This is a genomic window from Aurantiacibacter rhizosphaerae (genome assembly GCF_009807005.1).
GTDB lineage: Bacteria > Pseudomonadota > Alphaproteobacteria > Sphingomonadales > Sphingomonadaceae > Alteraurantiacibacter > Alteraurantiacibacter rhizosphaerae.
In genome coordinates this window covers 406,480-430,715 of the sequence record NZ_WUBR01000003.1, presented here as the reverse complement: position 1 = coordinate 430,715, position 24,236 = coordinate 406,480, and the positions used below count along the sequence as shown (strand labels likewise).

Sequence of the window (24,236 nt, the reverse complement as noted above, 5' to 3'; positions counted from 1 at the left end):
TGTGAGAGATTTCGGTGATCAAACTGCCAGCAAGGCAACTGGCGTCAATACCGATTGGGCGACCATGCGTCGCTTCCTGCCATATCTATGGCCAGAGGGCCGCCCCGATCTGAAGCGCCGCATCATCGGTGCCAGCATATTGGTGGTGCTGGCGAAGGGCGTGGTGCTGGCCATGCCGCTGGCCTATGCCCGCGCCGTGGACACCATGGCCGCCGATGGCGATCCCGCCGTGATGGTGGCGATGGCCATGGTGATCGCCTATGCCGCAGGGCGGTTTGGCAGCGTCCTGTTCGATCAGCTGCGCAACATCATCTTCAACCGCGTAGGGCAGGAATCCGTCTTCGGCCTGGCGGAGGATGTGTTCGCGCGCCTGCACCAGCTTTCCCTGCGTTTCCACCTCTCTCGCCGCACGGGCGAGGTAACGCGCGTGGTGGAACGCGGCACGAAATCCATCAATCTGATGCTGTATTTCCTGCTGTTCAACATCGCCCCCACCGCGATCGAACTGGTGGTGGTGAGCGCGATTTTCTGGACGCTGTTCGGCTGGGAGATGGTGGCAGCCGTTGCCGTCACCGTGGTCAGCTTCATCTGGATCACGCAGGCGATTACGGAATGGCGGGTGAAGCTGCGCAAGGAGATGAACGACCTTGACGGGCAGGCCATGGCCCGCGCGGTGGACAGCCTGCTGAACTTTGAAACGGTGAAGTATTTCGGCGCCGAAGAACGCGAGCGGGATCGCTATTCCCGCAGCGCCGGCGCCTATGCCGAGGCCGCGATCAAGACCGAGAATTCCTTGGGCGTGCTCAATATCGTGCAGGCCGTCATCCTCAACCTAATGATGGGCGGCGCGATGGCGTGGACCGTTTGGGGATGGTCACAAGGCTGGCTGACCCCGGGCGATCTGGTGCTGGTGAACACCTATCTGATGCAGCTTTTCCGCCCGCTGGACATGCTGGGCTGGGTCTATCGCACCATCCGCCAGGGCATGATCGACATGGCAGACATGTTCCGCCTGCTGGATAAGCCTGTCGAAGTGGACGACAAGCCCGGCGCGCCTGCGCTGATCACCAGGCGCCCCGGCGTGACGTTCGAGAACGTCAGCTTCGGCTATGACAAGGACCGGCAAATCCTGCACGGCCTCAGTTTCGAAGCGCCGGCTGGCAGTACCGTGGCGCTTGTCGGCCCATCGGGCGCGGGCAAGAGCACCATCGGCCGCCTGCTGTTCCGCTTCTACGATCCATGGGAAGGCCGCATCTGCGTGGATGGGCAGGATATCGCCCTGGTTACGCAGCACAGCCTGCGCCAGCAGATCGGCATCGTTCCGCAGGATACCGTGCTGTTCAACGATACGGTGCGCTACAACATCGCCTATGGCAGGGATGATCCATCGGATGATCAGGTGCGCCAGGCGGCAGAAGATGCCTCCATCCTGCCGTTCATCCAGGAACTGCCCAAGGGTTTCGATACCGAGGTTGGCGAACGCGGGCTGAAGCTTTCGGGCGGGGAGAAACAGCGCGTGGCCATTGCCCGCACCCTGCTGAAAGACCCGCCGATCCTGCTGCTGGACGAAGCGACCAGCGCGCTAGACAGCCGGACGGAGCAGGACATCATGTCCACGCTGAAGCGCGTGAGCGCAGACCGCACCACCATCGCCATTGCCCACAGGCTGTCGACGATTGCCGATGCGGATTTGATAAATGTCATGGAAAGCGGGCGCATCGTGGAGCAGGGTAGCCACGTCGAACTGCTGCGCCGCGATGGCCTTTACGCCGAAATGTGGAACCGGCAGCAGAACGAAGATGCCGATCCCGAAGAGGAAAGGGACGCGGCGGAATAGGGAGGCAGGACATGCGCTGGATACCCATTGCCGCAATCGCACTGGCAGGCTGCGTGGCCGCACCCGCCATCATTCCGGATACCTATTACGTGCGCGAAGGCATGGTCCACGCCATAAACCCGCCGACAGAGGCGATCTGGAACCTGCAGGTTGAGGCGATGGACGATTACGGCAATTTCGATCCCGCCCTGATGACGCAGGCGCGCTGGGATGCGCTGGACGCGGCAAGCGCGCAGTTGCTGTCCGCATCGCAGGATATGGCTGCGGCTGGCAGCTATGCGTCCCACGATCCCGCAGGCAATCTGGGCGACGCGCCGGAAGGGACGGACCTCGCCGCCATCGAGGCGCGGCTGAAGGCGAACCCGCAGAGTTACAACGCCTTTGCCGTGGCGCTGGCCAACCATGCACAGCAGCTTTCCGCCGCCGTGGACGCGCGCGACCCTGAATGGATAACCCGCATGGCCAACGATCTGCAGCCCGTTTGCAAGGCATGCCATGACGTGTTCTGGTATCCGGAGGAATATCGCTAGCGCACTTCGCCCTTGCATTGTGCGATGCAACATATAAAAGTTCCCGCCTGTATCTCGGGCGCGCCACCTTAGCTGCGTGCCAAAAACAAGCGGACTTTTTGCCATGATCGACACAGCCGCGCTGAAGCGCGACTGGCTCGCCCAACCGCGTGCCGACATCCTTGCCGGTATCGTGGTTGCGCTGGCCCTTATCCCCGAAGCCATCGGCTTTTCCATCATCGCGGGCGTGGATCCGCGCGTGGGCCTGTATGCCTCCATCACCATTGCCATGGTGATCGCCTTTACCGGCGGCAGGCCCGGCATGATCTCTGCCGCGACGGCAGCCGTTGCCGTGGTGGTGGTGCCGCTGGTGCGCGATCACGGCGTGGAATATCTGCTTGCCGCCACCATCCTGATGGGCATTTTCCAGGCCATCGCCGCGTTCCTGCGGCTGGACCTGCTGATGCAGTTCGTATCGCGCAGCGTGATCACAGGCTTCGTCAACGCGCTGGCGATCCTGATTTTCATGGCGCAGCTGCCGCAGCTGAACCTGGCGAATGACGGCGTCAGCTGGCTCACCTATGCCATGGTGGCAGGGGGCCTGGCGATCATCTACCTGCTGCCCCGGCTGACCACCGCCGTGCCTTCGCCACTGGTAGCGATCATCGTGCTGGGCGCGCTCTCCATCGGGCTGAACTGGGATGTGAACACCGTGGCCGATATGGGCGAACTGCCCGAAGGCCTGCCCTATTTCATCATTCCCGATGTGCCGCTGACGGTGGAAACCTTCCAGATCATCGCTCCCTATGCCTTGACGATGGCCGCCGTAGGCCTGCTGGAAAGCCTGCTGACCGCGCAGATCGTGGACGACATGACCCACACCGAATCCAACAAGCAGCGTGAATGCGGCGGACAGGGCGCGGCCAATATCGTGGCGGCGTTTTTCGGCGGCATGGGCGGCTGCGCGATGATCGGCCAGTCGGTGATCAACGTCACCAGCGGCGGGCGTGGGCGACTGTCCAGCTTTACCGCCGGTCTCACCCTGCTGATCCTGCTAGCGCTGCTCGGCCCCATCGTGGGCGCCATTCCCATGGCGGCGCTGGTTGCCGTGATGATTATGGTGAGCATCGGCACCTTCAGCTGGAACTCCATCCCCAACGTCCGCCACCACCCATGGCCATCATCCGTGGTGATGCTGGCGACCGTGGTGATCGTGGTGTGGACGCATAATCTGGCGCTGGGCGTACTGGCAGGCGTACTGCTGTCGGGCATCTTCTTTACCGGCAAGGTGCAGCAGATGTTCAAGGTGCAGCGTGTGCGCGAGGGCGATACGGCCACCTATCACATCACCGGCCAGATCTTCTTCGCCAGCGTGGATCGCTTCTTTTATGCTATCGGCCCGGAAAGCCGGATGGACGACCCTGCCGACAATGTGGTGGTGGACGTTACCAAGGCGCATTTCTGGGATATTTCCGGCGTCGGCGCGCTGGACAAGGTGGTGGACCGGATGCGCCGCAATGGCCGCAGTGTGCAGGTGGTCGGCCTGAACGAAGCCAGTGCAGACCTGGTCGACAAATTCGCGCTGACCGACAAGACCGGCGTGGAAATCGGGCTGGCGCCGCACCCGTAGGGTTATCCAGCGCTGAAAAAGGGCGGAGTGCGAAGGGGTGCCCCCACCCCTTCGCGGCCCCCCGGCCCTGTTGCGATATTGCGCTTACATATTGCCGCGGCAGAACATTCCCGCGTTGAAGTAACGCCCGGCATCGATGCCAAGAAACCGCAGGAACGCTGCGAAGCTCTGCGTGAAGCCTTGCCCGTCATCATCGTCATTCAGGCCGGAATAGCTACACGCCGAAGCGCCCGTGTCCCCGCCCGGCACATATTTGCCGTTGCCGGCATATTCGCCTGCCATCGCTGGCGTGCTTGCCAGAAGGGCTGCAGCTGCAAGGATTTTCAAAGTCGTTTTCATGTCATTCCCCTGTTGGTGCGAAGTGAATGCGACCCGGTTTCGGTGACGAATTATTTATGCGCGCGTCTGCAATAGGGCGCGCCCATCTCCATCATCCAATCTGCCAATTCTCGTGAACGATCTCCTGTGCGATTTTGCCGTCACGCATGTGAAAAACATGCACCAGCCGCAGGATCACTTTGTTGCCGACGGGAATCGGACAATTGTCCATCCCTTCCCTCACCATGTTGAAGCGCACTATCATGTCGTCCACCACGCGGTCCTGCGTGGCGAAACGGTCCAGCGTCTCCATCTCGACATTTTCGATGGCCGCGAACATGCGGCGGTAATTCGCCTCTATCGCGGGCTTGGTGTCAAAGCGCAGGCCGCGCGTCGGAAATTCCTGCACAACATCGTCCGTATACAGCGCCAGCACCGCCGCGGGATCGCGGGCTTCGTTCTCGATATGCTCGGCCACTACGGCCAGGTTCTGTTCAATCGACACATCAATATCCGTCAGCTTGTCTGTCTATTATAGACAGACTGTTTGACTATTGGCAATAGGGTGTCATGGCAAAAAATAATGATCGGCTGGGACGGATGTTTGGCGACGCCTACGAGCTGTGGCAGCGCGAAACCTACGGCGGACTGGCGGCAGATGGCATGTCCGATATTCGCCCGGCGCATTCGCCGGTGTTCCGCCATATCAGCGCGCGCGGATCGCGCGTTGTCGATCTTGCGCAATTGGCCGGGATGACAAAGCAATCCATGGCCTATCTCGTCAATTCACTGGCGGAAGCGGGATATGTGCAGGTCGAAAGCGATCCGCAGGACGGGCGCGCCCGGCTGGTGCGGCTTACCGCCAAGGGGGAACAGGCGGACAAGACACTGGCATCGCGCAGCCGCGCGTTCGAGGCGCGCGTTCAGCACAGCATTGGTGCGGAAAGAATGGAAGATCTGAAATCCCTCGTCGCCGCCGTGCTGGATGCGCATGGCGGCGACCTGGATCGCTAGGTCAAGCTAGGCCGGGTTACAGAACGTATTTGGAAAGGTCGGTGTCCGCGGCCAGGTCGCTCAGCTTTTCGCGCACGTAATTGGCATCCACCGTCACGCTCTGGCCGGACATTTCCTCTGCTTCGAAGCTCAATTCCTCGAACAGCTTTTCCATCACCGTCTGCAGGCGACGCGCACCGATATTCTCGACGCCTTCGTTCACCTGCGCGGCCAGCCGGGCAACCTCTGCCACGGCATCGTCCGTCATTTCAACATCCAGCTTCTCCGTGCCCAACAGCGCCTTGTACTGGCTGACCAGATTAGCGCGGGTTTCGCTCAGGATGCGCACGAAATCCTCCTCGGTCAGGCTGCGTAGCTCCACCCGGATCGGCAGGCGGCCCTGCAATTCAGGCAGCATGTCGGATGGCTTGGCCACGTGGAACGCGCCGCTGGCGATGAAGAGGACGTGGTCCGTCTTCATCGGGCCGTATTTCGTGGCGACGGTGGTGCCTTCGATCAGCGGTAGCAGATCGCGCTGCACGCCTTCGCGCGAAACGGAGCCGCCGCGCACGTCGGACACGGCGATCTTGTCCACCTCGTCCAGGAAGACGATGCCGTTGGTCTCGGCATTCTGCAGCGCGACGCGGGCCACGTCGTCCTGGTCCATGCGCTTTTCCGCTTCCTCGTCCACCAGCTTGTCCCACGCTTCGGGCACTTTCAGCTTGCGCTTCTTCTTGGGCGCGCCGCCAAAGGCCTTGCCCATCATGTCGCTGAGATTGATCATGGTGGCGCCCCCGCCCATGCCGGGGATGTCCATGTTCATGTTGGGCGCATCTTCCACCTCGATTTCCACCTCGGTGTCGTTCATCGAATTTTCGACGATCCGCTGGCGAAAACTTTCGCGCGTCGCCTCGCTCGCGCCGTTGCCCACCAGCGCATCCAGCAGACGGTTCATCGCCGCTTCGCTGGCCGCTTCACGCACGGCCTCTCGGCGGCGATCCTTCTCCAGTCGGATGGCCTCTTCCACCAGATCGCGGGCAATCTGCTCCACATCGCGGCCGACATAGCCGACCTCTGTAAACTTGGTGGCTTCCACCTTCACGAAAGGCGCCTCTGCCAATTTTGCCAGGCGGCGGCTGATTTCCGTCTTGCCGCAGCCGGTGGGGCCGATCATCAGGATGTTCTTGGGGGTCACCTCATCACGCAGATCGGGCGACAGGCGCTGGCGCCGCCAGCGATTGCGCAGGGCCACAGCCACGGCGCGCTTTGCCTCTTTCTGGCCGATGATATGTTCGTCGAGAGCGGCGACAATCGCCTTGGGAGTAAGATTATCCATCGCCGCCCATTTGGCGTATTTTTCGGCGGCTTCAACCCCGCCGCCGTTCAAGCCTGTCAGTGTCACACGCCGGTGCGTTGCAGAACAGCGTCGTCATGCGCGGCCGCGCCAAGGCGACGGTTGAGCCAGCGTGTTAAGGGTCGCTCCACTGCGAGGAAAAACAGCCAGCTTGCAATCACGGTTCCTGTCAGCAGCGTGACGAGAAATGCCCATGCCCCGCCGGGCAGACCCAGCGTGCCCCACACCCAGGTCCAGAAATGGGCGGCGGGAACATGCAGGAGATAGAGCGCATAGCTGGCATCGCCCATCCGGTTCACGACGGCTGGCGCGGGTAGCGTTAGTTGACCTCCCAACACCGCGACTGCCAGCAGAACGGCAGGGGCACCGGCCCACGCAAGATAGTGGAAACCCAGCGATTCCGGGTTCTGCGGCACGGGCACGAGAATGAGGTAGGCAATGCAAAGTAGCAGGGCCAACACTCGCAACCAGGTCGGCAGCACGATGCCATGTTCCCTGATCAGTGCCAGCGCCATGCCAGCAGCAAAAATCAGCAACACGGGCTGGGACGCAAAGGAGAGGATGAAACTGGCAGGTTGAAACGCCTTCCCCGCCAGCACGATTGCAAACAGCGCGGCGGCCACCAGGAAAACTGCGCGCCCGCGTGAGAACATCACGAACAGCGCGAATACGAGGTAGAAAACCATCTCGTAAAAAAGCGTCCAACCAACCCAGAGGACCGGCAGGAAGCGCGCAGCCCCAAAGGCATTGGGATAGGGCCACAGCAACAGGGAGCGGACGAGGTCGCCGCCATCCGTACCCTGCCCGCGCAGCACCAGCAGGATCGCCACCAGCAGCAGCGTTGCTATCCAGTAAGGTGGCAGGATGCGCACCAGACGCCGGATCAGGAAAATTCGCGCACCCCGCAGGCTGCCAAACAGCCGGCGGGAAGAGATTACCATGATGTAACCGGAGATAACGAAGAACAGCGAGACAGCGATCTGGCCGATGGGCCAGACGGGCGCAGCGATGCCCAGCCCGCCGCCAATATAGACCGCGAAGGCGAAAGCCTGGTGGGTGAACGCCACCCCCATCGCGGCCACAAACCGCAACGCCTGGATGGCAACCAGTTTTTCTTCGTGCTGCTGGATCGTCGCCCCCCGGAATAAGGGGCGATGCGTAGTCCCCTTAGACGGTCTCTACCGTCACATTGCCATTGGTGAAAACGCAAATATCGGCGGCCACCTGCATCGCCTTGGTGGCGATGGTTTCGGCGTTCTCCTCGTAATCCGCGATCGCGCGGGCGGCGGCCAAGGCGTAATTCCCGCCCGAACCGATGGCGGTGATGCCGCCTTCAGGCTCCAGCACGTCGCCATTGCCGGTCAGCACCAGCAGCACTTCCTTGTCCGCCACGATCATCAGTGCTTCCAGATTGCGCAGATATTTGTCGGTGCGCCAGTCCTTAGCCAGCTCAACCGCGGCACGCAGCAATTGCCCGCCGTGCTGTTCCAGCTTGCGCTCCAGCCGCTCGAACAGGGTGAAGGCATCGGCGGTGGCACCGGCAAAGCCAGCTACGACCTTGCCACCATCGCCAATGCGGCGAACCTTGCGGGCATTGGGCTTCATCACCGTGTTGCCCATCGACACCTGGCCATCGCCGGCAATCACGGTGTCATCACCGCGTTTCACACCGATAATGGTGGTTCCGTGCCACTGTGTCAGGCCGTGGCTCGCGCTGTTATCGCTCATACCTGCGCATATGGGCGGGGGTATGCGCGGCTTCAAGCAATGCCGCGCAAGTTCAGCCTGCGCGGACTGAGATCAGGGCCTGCCCTGCCCGCCCGGTGCGCCTGTGCCGACCGTGCCGATATTGCCGAACAGGTCTTCCAGGAAGCCGCGTTCACGGCCCAGCGTCGGTGTTTCATCGCCATCGGGGCTGATGCGTGCCACCTGCTCCATCCCCGTGCGATTGGTGGAGACGACATTGCCCGCCTCGTCAAAATACACGGCTAGCACGTTATGATCCTCGATCTTGGGCTGGCGGAAGGGCGATTGCTCCGTCCGGCTGGAGATATAATACCAGACAGGCTGGCCAAACTGGCTGACCAGCGTGGGCTGGCCCAGCGTGCCGCGCACGGATTGCTGGTTGTCCAGCCCCGGCTGCACGGCGGCGATCAGCGTCTCGTCATCGATATAGCCGCGGTGATTGGTAATCGAGGAACACCCCGATATCGCCAGCGTCACGCCTGCAAGGGCGGTGCCCATAGCCAGTTTCCCGGCGAACAGTTTCTTGGGCACATTGAAACCCATGGTGTAATCCTTCTCGCAATCCGTGCATGGACCAAGGTGCGCTTTGCGCGGCGCAGCCATCATCCTATATGTGGGGCAAGCCTTAGGGCAGCCCGCGCGCCTGTGCAACGCAAGAGCCGCATTGCTGCGAGGGCTTTGAACAACCGCTTAATGAAAGGTGCGCCTGCCCCATGTCCTTCATCACCCGTTTCCTTGGCATCGGCGCCGATCCGCGCGAGGAATTACGCGGCCTGTGGCACGGTATCGTGGCCACCAGCAGAGAGCCGGAATGGTATGCCACATGCGGCGTGGCAGACACGGTGGAAGGCCGGTTCGACATGATTGCGCTGATCCTTTCACTCACCCTGTTGCGCATGGAAAACAGCGAGGAACTGGCCCCGAAAACCGGCCTGCTGACCGAACTGTTCGTGGAGGACATGGATCGGCAATTGCGCGACAGCGGGGTGGGAGACCTGATGGTGGGCAAGAAGATGGGCAAGCTGATGAGCGCGCTGGGCGGGCGCATGGGCGCCTTGCGCGAAAGCATGACGGAAAGCGATGCGGCATTGGCGGTGATCCTGCAACGCAACGTCACCCTGATTGACGAGGAGAAGAAGCCCTTCGCCCTTGCCGTGCGCACCCGCGCGCTGAACAATGCCCTTGCCGCGCAGGACGATGCTGCCCTGCTGGGCGGAGAATTGCGCGCATGAGCGACGATTACGAATTTTCCCGCCCGTTCGATCTGCGCGGCATCACCGCACAGCCCGTAACGGTGGAGGCCGACGCGCAGGAGCGCAGCGCGCTGGCGCAGCGATTCGGCCTGGTCTCGATTGCAAGGCTATCCGCCACGCTGATGCTGGAGGCCGAGGAAGAGGAGGTTTCCGCCAAGGGAACCATGACAGCCGAATTCGTGCAGAGCTGCGCCGTATCAGGCGATGACCTGCCGATGGGAATCGAGGATGAAATCACCCTGCGCTTCGTGCCTGCCGCCACGCTGGAAGCCAGCGAGGAGGACGAGGAAATTGAGTTGGCGGAGGATGAGCTTGACGAGATCGGCTATGAAGGCACCAGTTTCGACCTTGGTGAAGCCGTGGCCCAGAGCCTGGCGCTGGCGATCGATCCCTACGCCGAGGGGCCAGAGGCCGAAGAGGCCCGCCGCCGCCATGGCCTGGTGGAAGAAGGCGAGACAGACGGCCCGCTGGCGGATGCCTTGCGAGGATTGAAGGGCAGCTAGTCGCCGGAACCCGTTTCATTGCCAGCGTAGAACGGCAGATCGACGACCTTGGCCGTCACGCGGGTTTCACCCATCGCCACTTCCACGGTGTTGCCCGTGTCCGCGTGGTCCACTGCCAAAAGAGCAAGTGCGATATTCTGCTCCAGCCGCGGTGAGTAAATGGCGGAAGTCACCATGCCAACTCTCTGCCCGTTGGCGATCACATCCCAGTAATCGGTGTTGGCACCTTCCAGCGGCGCGCCTTCCATCTGTAGCCCAACCTGCTTTCGCTGCGGGCCTTCCTTCGCGATGCGTCGCAATGCCGCCTTGCCGATGAAATCTGCATCCTGATCAAGATCCACCAGCCGCCCCAGGTTCAGCTCATAGGGATTGGTGCCGATGTTCGCATCTGCGCGGTAGGATAGCAGCGCGCCCTCTATCCGCCGGATGGTGGAGGTGTGGCCGGGCGTCAGCCCAAGCGGCTGCCCAACGGCCATGATAGCCTCCCACAGATCATCGCCGCGCGTGTGATCCAGCAGGAAAAGCTCATATCCATATTCCTTCGACCAGCCGGTACGCGACACGATCAGGGGGATGCCATCCAGCTCCATTCTGCGGTGATGGAAGTATTTCAGATCGTCCAGCGCATCTCCGAACAGGGCGTGCATCACGGGTTTGGACTTCGGCCCCTGCAATTGCAGCGGAGAGGCATCGGGCTCTGCTATGGAGACATCCATGCCGGAATGGACGGCAACGCCCTTGGCCCACAGCAGGATGTCACTATCCGAAAGCGAAATCCAGAAACGGTCTTCCGCCAGTTTCAGCAGGATGGGATCGTTTAGGATGCCGCCATCAGTATCAGTGAGCAGCACGTATTTGCATTGCCCCGGCTCCATCCCGGAAAGATCGCGCGGGGTCAGCATCTGCATGAAGCGCGCGGCATCGGGGCCGGTGATCTCCACCTGCCGCTCCGCCCCCACGTCACACAGGATGGCGTGATCGACCAGATTATGGAAATTCTCCACCTCGCTGCCAAAGCTGCGGGGCAGGTACATGTGATTGTACACGGAGAAGGATTCGACGCCCCAACGCATCGTCGCATCGAAAAAGGGCGATTTGCGCACCTGCGTGCCGATCACGTAATCTTTGGCCTTGGTCATCTTCGCTCAATGCGCGGGGCGTCGCGATGGTTTCATCGCGGTCTTGCCAAAGAGAGAACTTGCCTCTTAATTTGCATCCGGGGTCGCACCGTTCCGGGGGGAGATTGGCCATGGCCAGATATACGCGTGCGGAGGCATTTTTCCCGATCATGACGCTGGTCGTGCTCGGCTTCATCATTCTTGGGTTCGGCTCCGCCATGGCGGCGCGGGGCAGCGGATATGTGCCCACGCCTGCCCTGATCCTGCACGGCGTGGTGACGCTGGCATGGTTCACGTTGACGCTGGTGCAGGCCCTGCTGATCCGGCGCGCGAATTTCACCCTGCACAGGGCGCTGGGCAGTGTCAGCATCACATTGGTGCTGGGAATCGTGGTGCTGGGTTACCTGACGACGGCGCGGGCTGTGACCAATCTCGAATGGTCCATCGCGGGCTTCGACAACATTGGCTCTGCCATCTTCCCCTTCTTCGACATCCTCACCTTCGCCATCGTTTACGCGGTGGGGGTCGCAACCCGCCGGGACGCTGCGGCGCACAAGCGATTGATGACGCTGGCAGGCGTGATGATGATGGACCCGGCCGTGGCACGCGTGGCGATATTCGTCCTCGGCGCGCCGCCACTGGCGCTGGTGCTGGAAGTGGCGATCCTGCTGGCATTCCCGATCTACGACTGGCGCACAAGGGGCCGCCCGCACTGGGCCAGCGTGTTCGGCATAGTGTTGTTCTTGGCGTGCTTTGCCCTGCGCATGGCGCTGGGCGGGACGGACGCCTGGGCGGGCTTTGTGGCCGCGGTGTTCTAGACAAATCTGGGAACCGCGGCCCTCGCCCTAATCCCGATCAGAACGGGATATCGTCGTCCAGATCATCGTAATTGGCATTGCCGCCGGATGGGCCGCCGGAGGACTGGCCGCCGCCGCCCTGATTACCGCCGCCGTAACCGCCGCCAGCCGCGCCGCCGCCGTAGCTGCCGCCACCACCGCCGCCGCCACGCTGACCGCCGCCGAAGCCGCCGCCACCACCACCGCCGCCGCCTTCACCGCGACCGTCCAGCATCACCAGAGTGCCGCCGAAACCCCGCAGCACGACTTCGGTGGAATAGCGATCCTGGCCGTTCTGGTCCTGCCACTTGCGGGTCTGCAGGCTGCCTTCGATGTAAACCTTGGAGCCTTTTTTGAGGTAGTTCTCGCAAACGCGGACCAGACCTTCGGAGAAAATCGCGACGGTGTGCCACTCTGTGCGTTCCTGCCGCTGGCCTTCCTTGTCCTTCCAGGTTTCGCTGGTGGCGATGCGCAGGTTGCACACCTTGCCACCGTTCTGGAAACTGCGGACTTCCGGGTCCTGCCCCAGATTGCCGATCAGCATGACCTTGTTGAGACTACCCGCCATTTAACTGTCCTTCGCTAAAAACCGAACGCGCCTACAATCCTAGGGCCAGCGCGCTCCAATATGTGATTCCCGCAAAGACGTAAGCGAGTCCGAACAGATAGGCCACCATGAAGGCAGGCCATTTCCACCCATTCGTTTCTCGCTTGGCAACGGCGATGGTGGAAATGCACTGCGGCGCGAAGACGAACCACGCCAGGAAGGCCAGCGCCATGGGCAAAGTCCAGCCTGCCTGCAGGCGCGGGATCAGCCCTTCGGCTTCCTCCTCCTCATTCGCGCCTTCAACCGCATAGGTGGTGGCGAGCGCCGATACGGCCACCTCGCGCGCGGCCATGGCGGGGATCAGCGCAAGGCTGATTTCGCGGTTGAAGCCTATGGGCGCCATGACGACATGCAGCCCGTCTGCCACCTTGCCCGCAATGCTGGCGTCCAGCTGGCTTTCGCCCGGTTCTGCCTTGGGGAAGCTGAGCAGGATCCACAGCGCGATCGTGGCGGCAAAGATGATGGTGCCCGCGCGGCGCAGGAACACCCAGGCGCGCTGCCACAGGCCGATAGCCAGATCGCGCAGCGGCGGCATCTGATATCGCGGCAATTCCATGATGAAACCGCTCGCCCCGCCCTTTGCCACCGTGCGGCGCAGCACCAGCGCCACCACCATCGCGCCGATGATACCCGCGACATACAGGGCGAAAAGGACAAGGCCCTGCAGGCCGATGCCCGGCCCCACAGTGGTGGACGGGATAAAGGCCGCAATGATCACGGCGTAGACCGGCAGCCGCGCCGAACACGTCATCAGCGGGGCAACCAGAATGGTGGTGAGCCTGTCCTTCGGATCGGCAATCGCGCGTGTCGCCATGATGCCCGGAATGGCGCAGGCAAAGCTGGACAGCAGCGGGATGAAGCTGCGCCCCGAAAGGCCGACATAGGCCATCAGCCTGTCCATGATGAAGGCGGCGCGGGCCATGTAGCCCGATTGCTCCATCGCCAGGATAAAGGCGAACAGGATCACGATCTGCGGCAGGAACACGACGACGGAGCCGACGCCGGTCAGCACGCCCTGCGTAATGAAATCCCTCAGCACCCCCTCGGGCAGCGCGCCTTCCACAAAGGTGATAAGAGCGGTGATCACGCCCTCCAGCGCATCGGCAAACGGGGTGGCCCAGGCGAACACCGCCTGGAAGATGACGAACAGCAGCGCGAAGAGGATCGGCGGGCCAAGCCAGGGGTGCAGCAGCACCTTGTCGAGGCTGGCGTGCAGGCGATGCGTGCCGCTTTGCGAAAGAATGGCGCCCTTGGCGATATTGCGCGCGGCCAGCCGCCGTTCGGGCAGGGTTTGTCCCGCAACCTCGTGCCGGGTGGACATGTCCTGCCCGTCGGCAGAGCCCATCGCTTCCACCAGCGCATCCAGCCCGCGCTTGCGCACGGCCACGGTGGAGACAACCGGGACGCCCAGAGCATCTGACAAGGCTTCAGGGTCGAGGGCCAGCCCGTCCCGCTCTGCCAGGTCCACCATGTTGAGCGCGATGACGGTGGGCTTGCCCAGCGCGATCAGTTCCTGCGCGAAGACAAGGTGCTGCTCTAGATTGGCCGCATCCAGCACCACGATCAGCACATCGGGCGTGGCCTCGCCGGGAAATTCGCCCTGCACCACCTTGCGCGTCACTTCCTCGTCCGGGCTGGCGGCATCGAGGGAGTAGGAGCCGGGCAGGTCAATCAATTCGACAGGCTCGCCAGAGGACAGGAACATCCGGCCCGCCTTGCGCTCCACCGTCACGCCGGGATAATTGGCGATCTTCTGGCGCGCGCCGGTCAGCGCGTTGAACAGCGCGCTCTTGCCCGCATTGGGGTTGCCCACCAGCGCGGCGGTGCGAAGCCGGGTCATACCAGTTTCACCGTCATCGCGCGGGCATGGACGCGGCGAATCGCCACCGTCATGCGGCCCACCATCAGGGCGATGGGATCGCGTCCCACGAAGATGCCGCGATGGGCAATGGCTACACGCGCGCCCTCGTCAATGCCCATGGCGCGCAATCGCTTGCCCTCATCAGGTGCAAGCGCGCTCCAGTCGACAGAGGTGATTTCGGCGCGTTCCCTGGGCGCAAGCGTATCGAGAGTGAGTTGCTGTTCCACGCCAAGGCCGGTGCCAGATCAGCGCGCTAATTGCAACTGATTATCAATAGAGAAAGCGGGTAGCCCGGCGCCTATTTCTGCGGATAGCGCAGCCGCCCAAGGAAGCGGGCGAAATCGAAATGTTCGCGATCCTTGCCCAGCAGTTGCGCCTTGGCCTTTTCGAACTTCATCACGCCTTCGATCCGGCGATCCAGGAAGGCGGCAGTATCGGCCTTGCCCTCGCTTTCGTCATCCACGAAAACCGCCAGCGTGGCGCCGTAGATGGAGCCGAGAATGGCCCTCTTGGTATAGTGATTGTAATCCGTGGCCGTATCGCCAGCCAGCCGCCACATCTTGTCCGCGCTGGACCAGCCCTGCTTCAGCGCCTTCGGCACGTTTTGCGGCATGGCCTGCACGGCAGTGGCGCGGCGCAGCGATTCTTCCAGACCCATGATGGCCTCCAGCCGGAACCACACGAGGGAGCGGATTTTCTCGCGGATCGGCATGTTGTCCAGCCGCCCGTCGGCAAATGCGGCTTCCATCTTTTCATCGACGGAGGCGACCCAGGCATCGATCATGCCCATCGCGCCGTCCTTGAAAGCCAACCGCGCCACCGATGGCTCAACGCCCGCCATTTCGGCAGCGGAGACCAGCGCCGCATCGGTCCAGCCATCGAACATGGCGGCCACGGCAATTTCAGGGGCCAGCGCGATGCGCAATTCGTCCAGCGTGGCGTCTGCCAGATCGGGAGTGGTGCCGGCAGTCGCCATCAGAAAACCGGCCCGTAAACACGCTCTGCGCTGTTATCGCTCGCCTTTTCGCTCGCCTCGATCGCGGTGATCACGCGGCCCGATACACCGGGCATGGTGGCGTAATCGCGCGCCGTGCGGCCTGCATTGTCGGCCCTGTCCGGGTCTGCCCCTGCGGACACCAGCACCTGGATCAGTTCGATATTGCGGGCATGGACGGCAGCGATCAGCGGCGTTTCACCGGTTTCATTGCCGATATCCAGCCGCGCGCCCGCATCCACCAGCGCTTCCACGCCTTCCACGAAGCCGATCTGGGCAGCCGCGATCAGCGGGGTGCGCCCGCGATTATCTGCGATGTTGGGATTGGCACCCTGCTGCAGCAGGAATTTCGTCCACGTCAGGTCACGGCGATCCACGGTAAGATGCAGGCCCGTTTCGCCGGTTGAGATATCGCGCGAATTCACCACGGTGGAACCCGGATCGTTCAGCATCTCGGTCGCCTCTTCGCCCTTGCGGTCTTTCACCGCCTGAAGGAACTTGTACCCTTCGGAATAAAGCTGGGCGCTGGCCGGAACTGCCAGGTTCAACGCGGCAAGTGCTGCCGCAAACAATGTGAAGCGTCGAAAGGGGGCGCGAGCCACGGCCTTTTCTCCTGTCTAAATTTTTTCGCAAAAGCCCCAGTGGATTGCGGGACTCTGCTTGCCTGTCGCGCGTTAGCAGAGCATGAACGCCGCGTCATGTCAGCACGTAAATCAGTCGCATCCGCGATCCTCCTCGCCCTTTGTCTGGCTGCCTGCGATGGCGCCGCCGATCAGCCCGCAATCACGGACGCGCCGCTCTATGGCAGTTCGCTGACGGGGGAGTTTGACCTGGTGGATTCCACCGGCGCGCAGGTTACCAACCGGGATTTCGCCGGTGAGTACCAGCTCATTTATTTCGGCTATGCCTACTGCCCCGATGTCTGCCCGTTCGACATGACGCGCATGATGCGCGGCTATGATCGCTTTGCGGCGGATAATCCCGAACTCGCCACCGATGTGCAGCCTATTTTCATCACCATCGATCCCGCGCGCGATACGCCGGAAAAGGTGGGCGAATATGTCGAGGCTTTTTCCGATAAATTGATCGGCCTCACCGGATCTCCTGAACAGATAGAGGCCGCGGCTGCCGCGTTCTTCGCCCATTATCAGAAGCTGGATGAGGACGCGCAGGACGGTTACCTGATGGACCATTCGCGCGCAGGCTATCTCGTCAATCGGGAGGGGGAGCCGATGGCCCTGATCCCGGTGGAGCAATCGGCAGAGGCCGTGGCGGCAGAGCTGGAAAAATGGGTGCGGCCTGCAAATGGCTGAGATGCGGGAGCGTTTCTGGGAGCTTGATCTGGACGAGCTTTCCCGCCCCGAATGGGAAGCGCTGTGCGATGGCTGTGGCCGCTGCTGCCTGCACAAGCTGGAAGACGAAGACACCGGCGAAATCGTGGAAACCAACGTCGCGTGCAAGCTGCTGGACACCGGCACCGCGCAGTGCCGCGATTATCGCCATCGCAAGGCGTTTGTGCCCGATTGCCTGCGCCTGACGCCGAAGCTGGTGAAGGATGTGCCATGGTTGCCATCAACCTGCGCCTATGTGCGCCGGGCGGAAGGCAAACCATTGCCCGATTGGCATCACCTCCTCACCGGCAGCCGCGACGCCATGATGGAGGCAGGGGCCAGCGTCGCCGGGCGCTGCATCAGCGAAACCGTGGCAGGGCCGCTGGAACATCACGTTATCGATTGGGACGATGATACGGAAGAGGAGGAGGCGCGCGCATGATCAACTGGCTGCGCGACGATCACCAGAACCCGGCCATTTGCGTGGGCGACACCTCCCTTCCCATCAATATCCGCCGCCACGCCCGTGCAAAACGACTGACGATGCGGCTGGCGCCGGATGGCAGCGAAGTGCGCGTAACCCTGCCGACATGGGGCCGCACGGCAGATGCGCTGTCCTTTGCCAAGGCCCGCACGCAGTGGCTCGCCACGCAACTGGCCAAGGTGCCGCAGCGCGTCGCCATCGTGGATGGTCAGCAGATAAGCTATCGCGGCAATTCGCTGCGGATCGAATGGGATGCCAGCCTGGGCCGCAAGCCTGTGTTGCAGGCTGCGGTGCTGCGGATCGGCGGCCCGGCAGAAGGGCTGGAAGGCCGCGTGCGCCGCTGGCTGGAGGCTGAGGCCCTGCGCCTGTGCAGCCAGGACCTGGCCTATTATTGCGACCGTGCAGACCTGCCCTGCCCTAGCCTGCGCCTGTCCCGCGCGCAGCGGCGCTGGGGGTCATGCTCTGGCGACAGGCGCACCGGGCGCTGCATCCGCATCAACTGGCGGCTGGTGATGGCACCCGATCACGTGCGCCGTTCCGTGGTGGCGCATGAAGTGGCGCATCTCGTGCATTTCGATCACTCGCCCGCCTTCCATGCCTTGTTGGAGGATTTGTTCGAAGGCCCGCTGACGGCGGCAGACGGCTGGCTGAAACGTGACGGGCGCACGCTTTACGCTGCCTTTGGCTAGCATGGTCATGCAGTTCACCACTGGCGAAACCCGCGTGCCGTCACTATTCTTGTCTGCATGAAGGGATTCTTCCGCCGTATTTCGCCGCGCCGCGCGGTTTCGGACTTTCGCGATGAGTGGAAGAAACCGACGCCGCATCGCTGGCAGATCCTTGGCGTGGCCATGGCCGCCACCTTCTGCGTGTTCATGCTGATGATTCCGTCAGGCCAGAAAGGCCCGCCCGCCCGGCCAGAGGTCATGCTGATCAACACCTTCGATGGGGACCGTACCGAGGGCGAGATTATCGCCACCAATTGCGCGAACCAGGAATTGAAGGATGCGCTGCAGGCCCGGCTTGAGGAAAATGCAGAGCGCAAGCGGGAAGTATACAAGGCGCTGGGCCGCGCAACCTTTATCGATGTGGACGCCATAGAGGCCGAAGCCGAGGCAGAGCGCGCTGCCGAGGGGGGCGATACCGGCCCCACGCCTGAAGAAATCGCCCTGTCCGTCGAAGAATATTGCGCGCGTGCCACAGCAGGCTGATGATGCGCGCTGGCTGGCCGCTGCAACCGCCCTGGCGGAGCGTGCCCGCCCCCTTGCCAGCCCCAACCCTGGTGCCGGCGCGCTAATTGTGCGCAATGGCCGCGTCATCGGGCGCGGCTGGACGATGCCCGGCGGCCGCCCGCATGCAGAGGCTGCGGCGCTGGATGCCGCTGGAGATGCAGCAACAGGTGCCACCCTCTACGTCACGCTGGAGCCTTGCGCCCACCAGTCCACGCGCGGCCCCGCCTGCGCCGACCTTGTTTCGAAAGCCAGTCTTGCCCGCGTGGTGATCGGCATGCGCGACCCCGATGCCCGTACGGCCGGCAAGGGCATCGCCCGGCTGGAAAGCGCCGGGATCGCAGTAACTGTGCTGGACCTGGATGCGGCAACCCTCGGCCTGTCGGCCCATGCCTGCGCGCTGGAGCATGGCCGCCCGCATGTGACGCTGAAACTCGCGATGTCGCTCGACGGATGCATCGCCACCTCCAGCGGGGAAAGCCAGTGGATCACCGGAGAAATCGCCCGCGCACACACCCACCGCGAACGCGCCCGCGCCGATGCCATCCTAGTGGGCGGGGGAACCCTGCGCGCCGATAATCCAAGCCTAAACGTGCGCCTGCCGGGGCTGGAAGCCCGTTCCCCCCGGCGCATCGCGCTGACATCCGGCGATGCGCCCCACGGCTGGCAGGCCATTCGCTCTCCCGCAGAGATCGCCAATCTCAAAGGCGTGCGATATCTGATGGTGGAGGGCGGCGCGCAGACCGCCTCCGCCTTTCTGGCCGCAAAGCTGGTGGATCGGTTGATCATCTACCGCGCGCCCGTGCTGCTGGGCGGCGGCACGCCTGCCATCAAAGAAATCGGCCATGATACGCTGGACGCTGCCTTTGCCGATGGGCTGGTGCTGAAATCCCGCCGACAGCTTGGCAGCGACACGCTGGAAGTCTATCAGCGCGGCTGACCAGCAGAAGGGGCCAGAATGTTCACCGGCATTGTTACCGCGATCGGCACGATCGACAGCATCGAAAAGCGCGGCGATCTGCGCGTGCGCATATCCTGCCCGCTAGACCCCGCCACCATCGATATCGGCGCATCCATCGCGTGTTCCGGCGTGTGCCTGACCGTGGTGGATCGCGGCGGCACGAAGGGTGATGCGCATTTCATCGTCGATGTCTCCGCCGAAACGACGAGTTGCACTGCGAAAGACATGTGGCGTGAGGGCGCGCAGCTGAACCTTGAGCCTTCCCTGCGATTGGGAGACGAGCTGGGCGGCCATATCGTCACCGGCCATGTCGATGCCGTGGGCCGCGTGGAGGACTGGCAACCAGAGGGCGATTCCGAACGCGTCACCATCGCCGCCCCGGCAAGCCTCGCCCCCTTCATCGCAGCAAAGGGCTCCATCACCGTGAACGGCGTCTCGCTGACGGTGAATTCCGTGCAGGACCGGGATGATGGCAGCGTGCACTTCGGCCTCAACATCATTCCCCACACCGCCGATGTCACCACCCTGGGCGAACTGGGCCAAGGCAGCGAGGTGAACCTAGAGGTAGACACCATCGCGCGCTATCTGCACCGCATGCAGGCGCTGCGGGCTGGGTGATACCATTCACCACCCCGGCCAGACAAAGCCTGCGCCGGTCAGACCAGCGCACTGCCTTGCCGCTCGCAGGTGAATGAAATACAGCGTATTTCCATGAAAACCCTCCTGATCTTCGGCCACCCGGTCCCCGGCACATATCCGTTCGCCGTTCTCGAAGCTGCAACCCGAACGCTACAGGATCAAGGCGATGATGTTGAGGTGCTGGACCTGTATGAGGACGGGTTCGATCCACGTTTCACGAAGGGGGATCATGCGCATTTCTGGGGCGGCCCAAAACCACACGATGTGGCGCGGTATCACGACATGGTCGACCGGGCCGACAGGCTGGTTTTCGTCTACCCCGTCTATTGGTGGGGAATGCCCGCAATCATGAAGGGCTGGATTGAGCGCGTCTTCACCGGCGACTGGGCATATGTCTATGGCGGCGGCGTGTCCGATCGGGGGCAGGCCGGCCTCAAGGGACTCCTGCAGAACCGCCCCACCCTTCTTCTGGCTATCGGCGGAAGCACGCAAGGAACATACACGCGCTATGGCTATGACGAGGCCATGCGCACGAATATCGATGTGGGCGTGTTTTCATACTGCGGCATCAGGGATGTGACTTCCCACATCCTGTTCAATGTGGAGGGTGATGCAAACGCCCAGCGCCGCGCCGATTATCTTGGTGAGGTTCGTGATGTCGTGAGCGAATTCGTGGACCCTGATCGAGAGCCCCGCGACGCCAAGGAATGGCATTTTCGCGAAAGCGAGTGAGCCGCTCGCAAGGCGCGGAAATCGTCAGCCGAACAGCCTCGCCAGCAATCCGCGCTTCTTGCGTTCGGGCTTCGTCTGGCCGGTGATCTTGAAAAGGTCGTTACCCAGTTGCACGGCCTGATTTTCATCCATCACCAGGACGACCGACAACACATCCTCAGGCCGGTGTGGCGGCGACTTGTCGACCGATTGCAGGCGCAGGGTCACGCGGTTGTCGTTGCGGCTGGATGTCCAGCCCACCAATACGCCGTATTCCTCTCTTCTCTGGACAGCCACGTTCTTTCTCTTCTCCCGCTTCGCTTTTGCAAAGCTGATACAGCTTTCAACGCGAGATGCGACCCCCGCACTTCCCCTATCCTACACCATCGGCGCGTCCGCATGTTGTACCCATGTCCGTTGCCTCCACCACCAGGCGCCGCCGCCGTCCGCCGTTCTTCCACCCCGTGCCGCTGCGCGCGCGGCGTGATGGCTGGAGCGTGGAGCGGCAATGCGCCTTCCTTGGCCATCTTTACCTCACCGGATGCGTCACCACTGCCGCACGGGCCGTGGGCATGAGCCGCGAAAGCGCGCACCGCCTGCGACTGCGCAGGGGCGCGGCAGGTTTTCGCCCTTGCGTGGGATTGCGTGCTCACGCCGCCCGGCCGCATTGCGCGCCCGAAAACCGATTGGCGAAAAGTCACAGATGAGGAACTGTTCCGCCGGATCGACTGCGGCCTGGTCGCACCCGTAATCCACCGTGGCCGCGTTAAAGGGATTCGCCGAAAACCCGACAACTCCGCGCTATTGAGGCTTATCCGCCGCCTCGACAACGCAGCATCATGCGGCGAGCCCGAAGGCCCGCCGCGATGAGTGCGGGGTTTTTCAAAACACCCCCGATGCGCGTTCCAGGATCGGCGTTCCAGCCGCCAGCTCACTCAGCCGGTGACGGCAGCCAGTGCATCGGTGAAGGCGTCGATATTGCCCATGGTCAGGCCAGCCACGTTGATGCGTCCGGAGCCTGCCATGTAAACGCCGTGATCCTCTCGCAACTGCTGCACCTGTTCCTTGGAAACGGGCAGCATGGCGAACATGCCCTTCTGCTCGCCCAGCGGCGTCAGGTCGACAGCGCCGGCGGTGCCCGATGCGGCAAGCTTTGCGCGCACCTGGCCGATGCGCTGGCGCATCTCTTCCACTTCGGAAAGCCATTGCGCGGTAAGATCTTCGTCCTCCAGAATCATGCGCACAGACGCGCCGCCGTGATCGGGCGGCATGGACCAGTTGGCGCGGGCCAGCGATGCACCGTTGGACATGATCCGCGCGGTATCATCCGCCGAAGCGCCCATGGCATACAGCGCACCGACGCGATCGCGGTAAAGGCCAAAGTTCTTGTCGCAGCTGTACGCCACCAGCGCTTCGGGCACGGCGGCCAGCACGGCGCGCACGCCATAGGCATCTTCTTCCATGCCATCGCCAAGGCCCTGATAGGCAAGATCGATGATCGGCAGCAGGCCCTTGTCGGCCAACAGCCCGGCAATCTCGTCCCACTCTTCATTGGTGTAATCGACGCCGGTGGGGTTGTGACAGGCACCATGCAGCAGCACCGCGTCATTTTTGCCCGCCTTGGCGATCACATCGCGCAAGCCGTCCATATCGGCAGAGCCATCGGCATTGGCGTGGTTGAACGTGGCGGCCTTCATGCCGCAATCGGCCAGGATTTGTGCGTGGTTGGGCCAGCTGGGCGTGCCCATCCACACCTGCTCCACTCCGGCCTTGCCGGCCAGCGCAATGGCGAGGCGCACGGCGCCCGTGCCGCCCGGCGTCTGCATGCCTTCGATGCGGCCATCGCGGTTGCCCGTCTTGCCGAAAATATGCGGCACCAGCGCGCGCACGAAACCCATGTCGCCTTCGGGTCCGAGGTAGGCCTTCGTCGGCTGCGTATCCACCAGCTGCTTTTCCGCGGCCTTGATGGCGCGGAAAACCGGCGTTGCGCCGTCGGCGGTGCGATAAACGCCTACGCCAAGGTCGATTTTGGTATCACGCGGGTCCGCCTCATACAGCTTGATGAGGGCGAGAAGAGCGTCGGGCGATTGTTGTTCGAGTCTATCCAGCATGGCGGCTCAATGCCGCCGAGTTTCGCCCTAGGCAAGCCTGCTGTTCACGCTATTCGCCAACTATCAGAACGGCAGCCAGCGCTGCTTGCGCGAAAAGCGCATATATCCGGCGTTCACGCCAAGGCGAAGGCCCGCACCCACGCGGATGGGAATCAGCACGATATCCCCTTTGCGCACATAGCTGGCGGTAAAGCCGCCCACGAAATAGGCCTGCCCCTCGCCCGCGGGAAACCGTTCGTAAAGCTCATCGGTGTCGTACAGATTGTAAACCAGCACAAAGGTGTTGCCGGCATTCGCACCTGCATCGAAACCGATGGAGGGGCCGGTCCAGTAAACCGGCATATTGCCTTCTACCGCATGGTGCAGCGTGCCCGATCCATAACGCACGCCCAGTACGAAAGCGCCGCCGCCTTCGCGGCCCACGATATAGCCGTTTGGCTCACCCTGGTCCGACAGGACATCCTGTATAACCCGCGCCAGGCCTTCCGCCCCGCGGCCGAACAGGCCTTCGGCAGCGCCGATCAGATCATCCTCTGCATAGGTCTTGCCATCGTGCGCGGCGGGCTGTGCCTGCGCGGTTTCCACGCCTGTTCCCTGCGCCGGAATCTCTTCGGGCGGCAAATCCAGCGAAGGATTCGCATCATAGCGCGAACTGGGCGGCGCCACATCATAGGCGCCTTCATAGGCAGAACCCTGCGCCTGCGATGTGCCGTCCGTGTTCTGCCACGGGTCCGCCCCGGTGGTGGCGGGCGGATTGTTGAGATCGGCGTCGATCATGGCATCGGGATCGACCGTCTCTATCTGCTGGGCGGTGGCCGGCAGCGAAAACGCAGCCAGCGCGCAAAAGGCTGCTGCGGCAAAGGCTTTACGGATCGGTCGCATGGTTTCCTCCGGGATCGGTTCACCCCTGCGGCAGGCGAACCTCGTCAGCGTCCCGTTTGAGTCCTGCGCGCCTGAAGCGGCAATGAATAGGCGGCGAATCGAATCCGAATTGCGATGAACCGAATCCTTCGCCCGCCAGATCAAAGCTTTCCCAACAAAGGCGAATGCGCACTTGAAGGCCCCGCCCGCCCTCGTTATAGGGCGCGACTTGCTGCTTGGGTCCGGAGACGTGGGTGAGTGGCTGAAACCAGTTCCCTGCTAAGGAACCATACCTCTATCGGGGTATCGAGGGTTCGAATCCCTCCGTCTCCGCCACCGGCTCTTTCCTA

The 24,236-nt window shown here is 62.7% G+C and carries 30 protein-coding genes and 1 tRNA gene; 16 read left to right on the top strand and 15 right to left on the bottom strand.

The features are described 5' to 3' along the window. The first annotated feature begins 64 nt into the window (after window positions 1-64). The 3 genes from GRF63_RS14385 (at window position 65) to GRF63_RS14375 (ending at window position 3,976) form a co-directional block, all read left to right on the top strand. On the top strand, window positions 65-1,837 hold the full coding sequence (locus GRF63_RS14385; RefSeq protein ID WP_160486917.1) for an ABCB family ABC transporter ATP-binding protein/permease: 1,773 nt from the start codon (window positions 65-67) through the stop codon (window positions 1,835-1,837). A gap of 11 nt (window positions 1,838-1,848) precedes the next feature. Then, window positions 1,849-2,367, top strand: coding sequence for a cytochrome c (locus tag GRF63_RS14380; RefSeq protein WP_160486721.1), 519 nt, complete (start codon window positions 1,849-1,851; stop codon window positions 2,365-2,367). Between the two features lie 103 nt (window positions 2,368-2,470). Then, entirely contained in the window at window positions 2,471-3,976 is a 1,506-nt protein-coding gene (locus GRF63_RS14375; protein ID WP_160486720.1) for a SulP family inorganic anion transporter, read from the top strand. An 84-nt stretch (window positions 3,977-4,060) separates the two neighbouring features. Here GRF63_RS14375 and GRF63_RS14370 read toward each other — a convergent pair whose 3' ends face one another. Together GRF63_RS14370 and GRF63_RS14365 are read right to left on the bottom strand one after the other, a co-directional pair. Continuing rightward, the gene (locus GRF63_RS14370; protein ID WP_160486719.1) at window positions 4,061-4,315 is read right to left on the bottom strand and encodes a hypothetical protein; all 255 of its coding nucleotides are present in this window, start codon (window positions 4,313-4,315) and stop codon (window positions 4,061-4,063) included. Between the two features lie 91 nt (window positions 4,316-4,406). Then, window positions 4,407-4,799, bottom strand: coding sequence for a nuclear transport factor 2 family protein (locus tag GRF63_RS14365; RefSeq protein ID WP_337189681.1), 393 nt, complete (start codon window positions 4,797-4,799; stop codon window positions 4,407-4,409). Window positions 4,800-4,864: 65 nt separating this feature from the next. Between GRF63_RS14365 and GRF63_RS14360 the strand changes: the two genes are divergently transcribed. Further along, entirely contained in the window at window positions 4,865-5,308 is a 444-nt protein-coding gene (locus tag GRF63_RS14360) for a MarR family winged helix-turn-helix transcriptional regulator (protein ID WP_160486718.1), read from the top strand. Between the two features lie 16 nt (window positions 5,309-5,324). On the opposite strand, the gene hslU is transcribed toward GRF63_RS14360, so the two are convergent. The 4 genes from hslU to GRF63_RS14340 all read right to left on the bottom strand — a co-directional run bounded on the left by hslU (window position 5,325) and on the right by GRF63_RS14340 (window position 8,930). Then, window positions 5,325-6,623 (bottom strand): ATP-dependent protease ATPase subunit HslU, encoded by a 1,299-nt coding sequence (gene hslU / locus GRF63_RS14355; RefSeq protein ID WP_160486915.1) that lies wholly within the window; start codon window positions 6,621-6,623, stop codon window positions 5,325-5,327. Between the two features lie 62 nt (window positions 6,624-6,685). After that, window positions 6,686-7,732 carry an acyltransferase family protein gene (locus tag GRF63_RS14350; protein ID WP_272914673.1) on the bottom strand — a complete coding sequence of 349 codons (1,047 nt, stop codon included), beginning with the start codon at window positions 7,730-7,732 and terminating at the stop codon, window positions 6,686-6,688. Between the two features lie 76 nt (window positions 7,733-7,808). Beyond that, window positions 7,809-8,369 (bottom strand): ATP-dependent protease subunit HslV, encoded by a 561-nt coding sequence (gene hslV / locus GRF63_RS14345; protein ID WP_160486716.1) that lies wholly within the window; start codon window positions 8,367-8,369, stop codon window positions 7,809-7,811. 72 nt (window positions 8,370-8,441) lie between these two features. Next, window positions 8,442-8,930 (bottom strand): outer membrane protein assembly factor BamE, encoded by a 489-nt coding sequence (locus tag GRF63_RS14340; protein WP_237392507.1) that lies wholly within the window; start codon window positions 8,928-8,930, stop codon window positions 8,442-8,444. 170 nt (window positions 8,931-9,100) lie between these two features. Between GRF63_RS14340 and GRF63_RS14335 the strand changes: the two genes are divergently transcribed. Together GRF63_RS14335 and GRF63_RS14330 are read left to right on the top strand one after the other, a co-directional pair. After that, window positions 9,101-9,619 (top strand): ubiquinol-cytochrome C chaperone family protein, encoded by a 519-nt coding sequence (locus tag GRF63_RS14335; protein ID WP_160486715.1) that lies wholly within the window; start codon window positions 9,101-9,103, stop codon window positions 9,617-9,619. Further along, the gene (locus GRF63_RS14330; RefSeq protein ID WP_160486714.1) at window positions 9,616-10,143 is read left to right on the top strand and encodes a YceD family protein; all 528 of its coding nucleotides are present in this window, start codon (window positions 9,616-9,618) and stop codon (window positions 10,141-10,143) included. The genes GRF63_RS14335 and GRF63_RS14330 overlap by 4 nt, the downstream gene beginning before the upstream one ends. Here the strand turns inward: GRF63_RS14330 and GRF63_RS14325 are convergent. Continuing rightward, window positions 10,140-11,282, bottom strand: a complete 1,143-nt coding sequence (locus tag GRF63_RS14325) for a glycine cleavage T C-terminal barrel domain-containing protein (RefSeq protein ID WP_160486713.1) — start codon at window positions 11,280-11,282, stop codon at window positions 10,140-10,142. The two genes, GRF63_RS14330 and GRF63_RS14325, sit on opposite strands and share 4 nt — an antisense overlap. Window positions 11,283-11,392: 110 nt before the next feature. Between GRF63_RS14325 and GRF63_RS14320 the strand changes: the two genes are divergently transcribed. After that, the gene (locus tag GRF63_RS14320; protein WP_160486712.1) at window positions 11,393-12,079 is read left to right on the top strand and encodes a hypothetical protein; all 687 of its coding nucleotides are present in this window, start codon (window positions 11,393-11,395) and stop codon (window positions 12,077-12,079) included. Between the two features lie 37 nt (window positions 12,080-12,116). Here GRF63_RS14320 and ssb read toward each other — a convergent pair whose 3' ends face one another. From ssb to GRF63_RS14295, 5 genes are all read right to left on the bottom strand, one after another. Beyond that, the gene (gene ssb / locus GRF63_RS14315) at window positions 12,117-12,665 is read right to left on the bottom strand and encodes a single-stranded DNA-binding protein (protein ID WP_160486711.1); all 549 of its coding nucleotides are present in this window, start codon (window positions 12,663-12,665) and stop codon (window positions 12,117-12,119) included. A 31-nt stretch (window positions 12,666-12,696) separates the two neighbouring features. Next, on the bottom strand, window positions 12,697-14,544 hold the full coding sequence (gene feoB / locus GRF63_RS14310; RefSeq protein ID WP_160486710.1) for a ferrous iron transporter B: 1,848 nt from the start codon (window positions 14,542-14,544) through the stop codon (window positions 12,697-12,699). Continuing rightward, on the bottom strand, window positions 14,541-14,792 hold the full coding sequence (locus GRF63_RS14305) for a FeoA domain-containing protein (protein WP_160486709.1): 252 nt from the start codon (window positions 14,790-14,792) through the stop codon (window positions 14,541-14,543). Before GRF63_RS14305 ends, feoB begins: the two co-directional genes overlap by 4 nt. A gap of 71 nt (window positions 14,793-14,863) precedes the next feature. After that, on the bottom strand, window positions 14,864-15,541 hold the full coding sequence (locus GRF63_RS14300) for a COQ9 family protein (RefSeq protein ID WP_160486708.1): 678 nt from the start codon (window positions 15,539-15,541) through the stop codon (window positions 14,864-14,866). Continuing rightward, entirely contained in the window at window positions 15,541-16,161 is a 621-nt protein-coding gene (locus GRF63_RS14295) for an ankyrin repeat domain-containing protein (protein ID WP_160486707.1), read from the bottom strand. Before GRF63_RS14295 ends, GRF63_RS14300 begins: the two co-directional genes overlap by 1 nt. Window positions 16,162-16,257: 96 nt before the next feature. Here GRF63_RS14295 and GRF63_RS14290 point away from each other — a divergent pair, with 96 nt between their 5' ends. From GRF63_RS14290 to GRF63_RS14260, 7 genes are all read left to right on the top strand, one after another. Further along, entirely contained in the window at window positions 16,258-16,872 is a 615-nt protein-coding gene (locus tag GRF63_RS14290; protein WP_160486706.1) for an SCO family protein, read from the top strand. Further along, window positions 16,865-17,332, top strand: coding sequence for a YcgN family cysteine cluster protein (locus tag GRF63_RS14285; RefSeq protein ID WP_160486705.1), 468 nt, complete (start codon window positions 16,865-16,867; stop codon window positions 17,330-17,332). Before GRF63_RS14290 ends, GRF63_RS14285 begins: the two co-directional genes overlap by 8 nt. After that, window positions 17,329-18,063, top strand: a complete 735-nt coding sequence (locus GRF63_RS14280) for a M48 family metallopeptidase (RefSeq protein WP_160486704.1) — start codon at window positions 17,329-17,331, stop codon at window positions 18,061-18,063. Before GRF63_RS14285 ends, GRF63_RS14280 begins: the two co-directional genes overlap by 4 nt. 57 nt (window positions 18,064-18,120) lie before the next feature. Then, a complete protein-coding gene (locus tag GRF63_RS14275; protein WP_160486703.1) occupies window positions 18,121-18,585 on the top strand; it encodes a hypothetical protein in 465 nt (154 codons plus the stop codon). Continuing rightward, a complete protein-coding gene (gene ribD / locus GRF63_RS14270; protein WP_337189680.1) occupies window positions 18,569-19,543 on the top strand; it encodes a bifunctional diaminohydroxyphosphoribosylaminopyrimidine deaminase/5-amino-6-(5-phosphoribosylamino)uracil reductase RibD in 975 nt (324 codons plus the stop codon). The genes GRF63_RS14275 and ribD overlap by 17 nt, the downstream gene beginning before the upstream one ends. Before the next feature lie 18 nt (window positions 19,544-19,561). Next, window positions 19,562-20,182 carry a riboflavin synthase gene (locus tag GRF63_RS14265; protein WP_160486702.1) on the top strand — a complete coding sequence of 207 codons (621 nt, stop codon included), beginning with the start codon at window positions 19,562-19,564 and terminating at the stop codon, window positions 20,180-20,182. 93 nt (window positions 20,183-20,275) lie between these two features. Next, the gene (locus GRF63_RS14260; protein WP_160486701.1) at window positions 20,276-20,935 is read left to right on the top strand and encodes an NAD(P)H-dependent oxidoreductase; all 660 of its coding nucleotides are present in this window, start codon (window positions 20,276-20,278) and stop codon (window positions 20,933-20,935) included. 24 nt (window positions 20,936-20,959) lie between these two features. Here the strand turns inward: GRF63_RS14260 and GRF63_RS14255 are convergent, their stop codons facing one another. Next, on the bottom strand, window positions 20,960-21,211 hold the full coding sequence (locus tag GRF63_RS14255; protein ID WP_160486700.1) for a hypothetical protein: 252 nt from the start codon (window positions 21,209-21,211) through the stop codon (window positions 20,960-20,962). 56 nt (window positions 21,212-21,267) lie between these two features. On the opposite strand from GRF63_RS14255, the gene GRF63_RS14250 reads away from it, so the two are divergent. Beyond that, window positions 21,268-21,621 (top strand): hypothetical protein, encoded by a 354-nt coding sequence (locus tag GRF63_RS14250; RefSeq protein ID WP_160486699.1) that lies wholly within the window; start codon window positions 21,268-21,270, stop codon window positions 21,619-21,621. Between the two features lie 228 nt (window positions 21,622-21,849). Here GRF63_RS14250 and GRF63_RS14245 read toward each other — a convergent pair whose 3' ends face one another. Together GRF63_RS14245 and GRF63_RS14240 are read right to left on the bottom strand one after the other, a co-directional pair. After that, entirely contained in the window at window positions 21,850-23,025 is a 1,176-nt protein-coding gene (locus GRF63_RS14245) for an amino acid aminotransferase (protein WP_160486698.1), read from the bottom strand. Window positions 23,026-23,088: 63 nt separating this feature from the next. Then, window positions 23,089-23,907, bottom strand: coding sequence for a DUF1134 domain-containing protein (locus GRF63_RS14240; RefSeq protein ID WP_160486697.1), 819 nt, complete (start codon window positions 23,905-23,907; stop codon window positions 23,089-23,091). A gap of 223 nt (window positions 23,908-24,130) precedes the next feature. On the opposite strand from GRF63_RS14240, the gene GRF63_RS14235 reads away from it, so the two are divergent. After that, window positions 24,131-24,222, top strand: a tRNA-Ser gene (locus GRF63_RS14235). Window positions 24,223-24,236 lie beyond the last annotated feature (14 nt).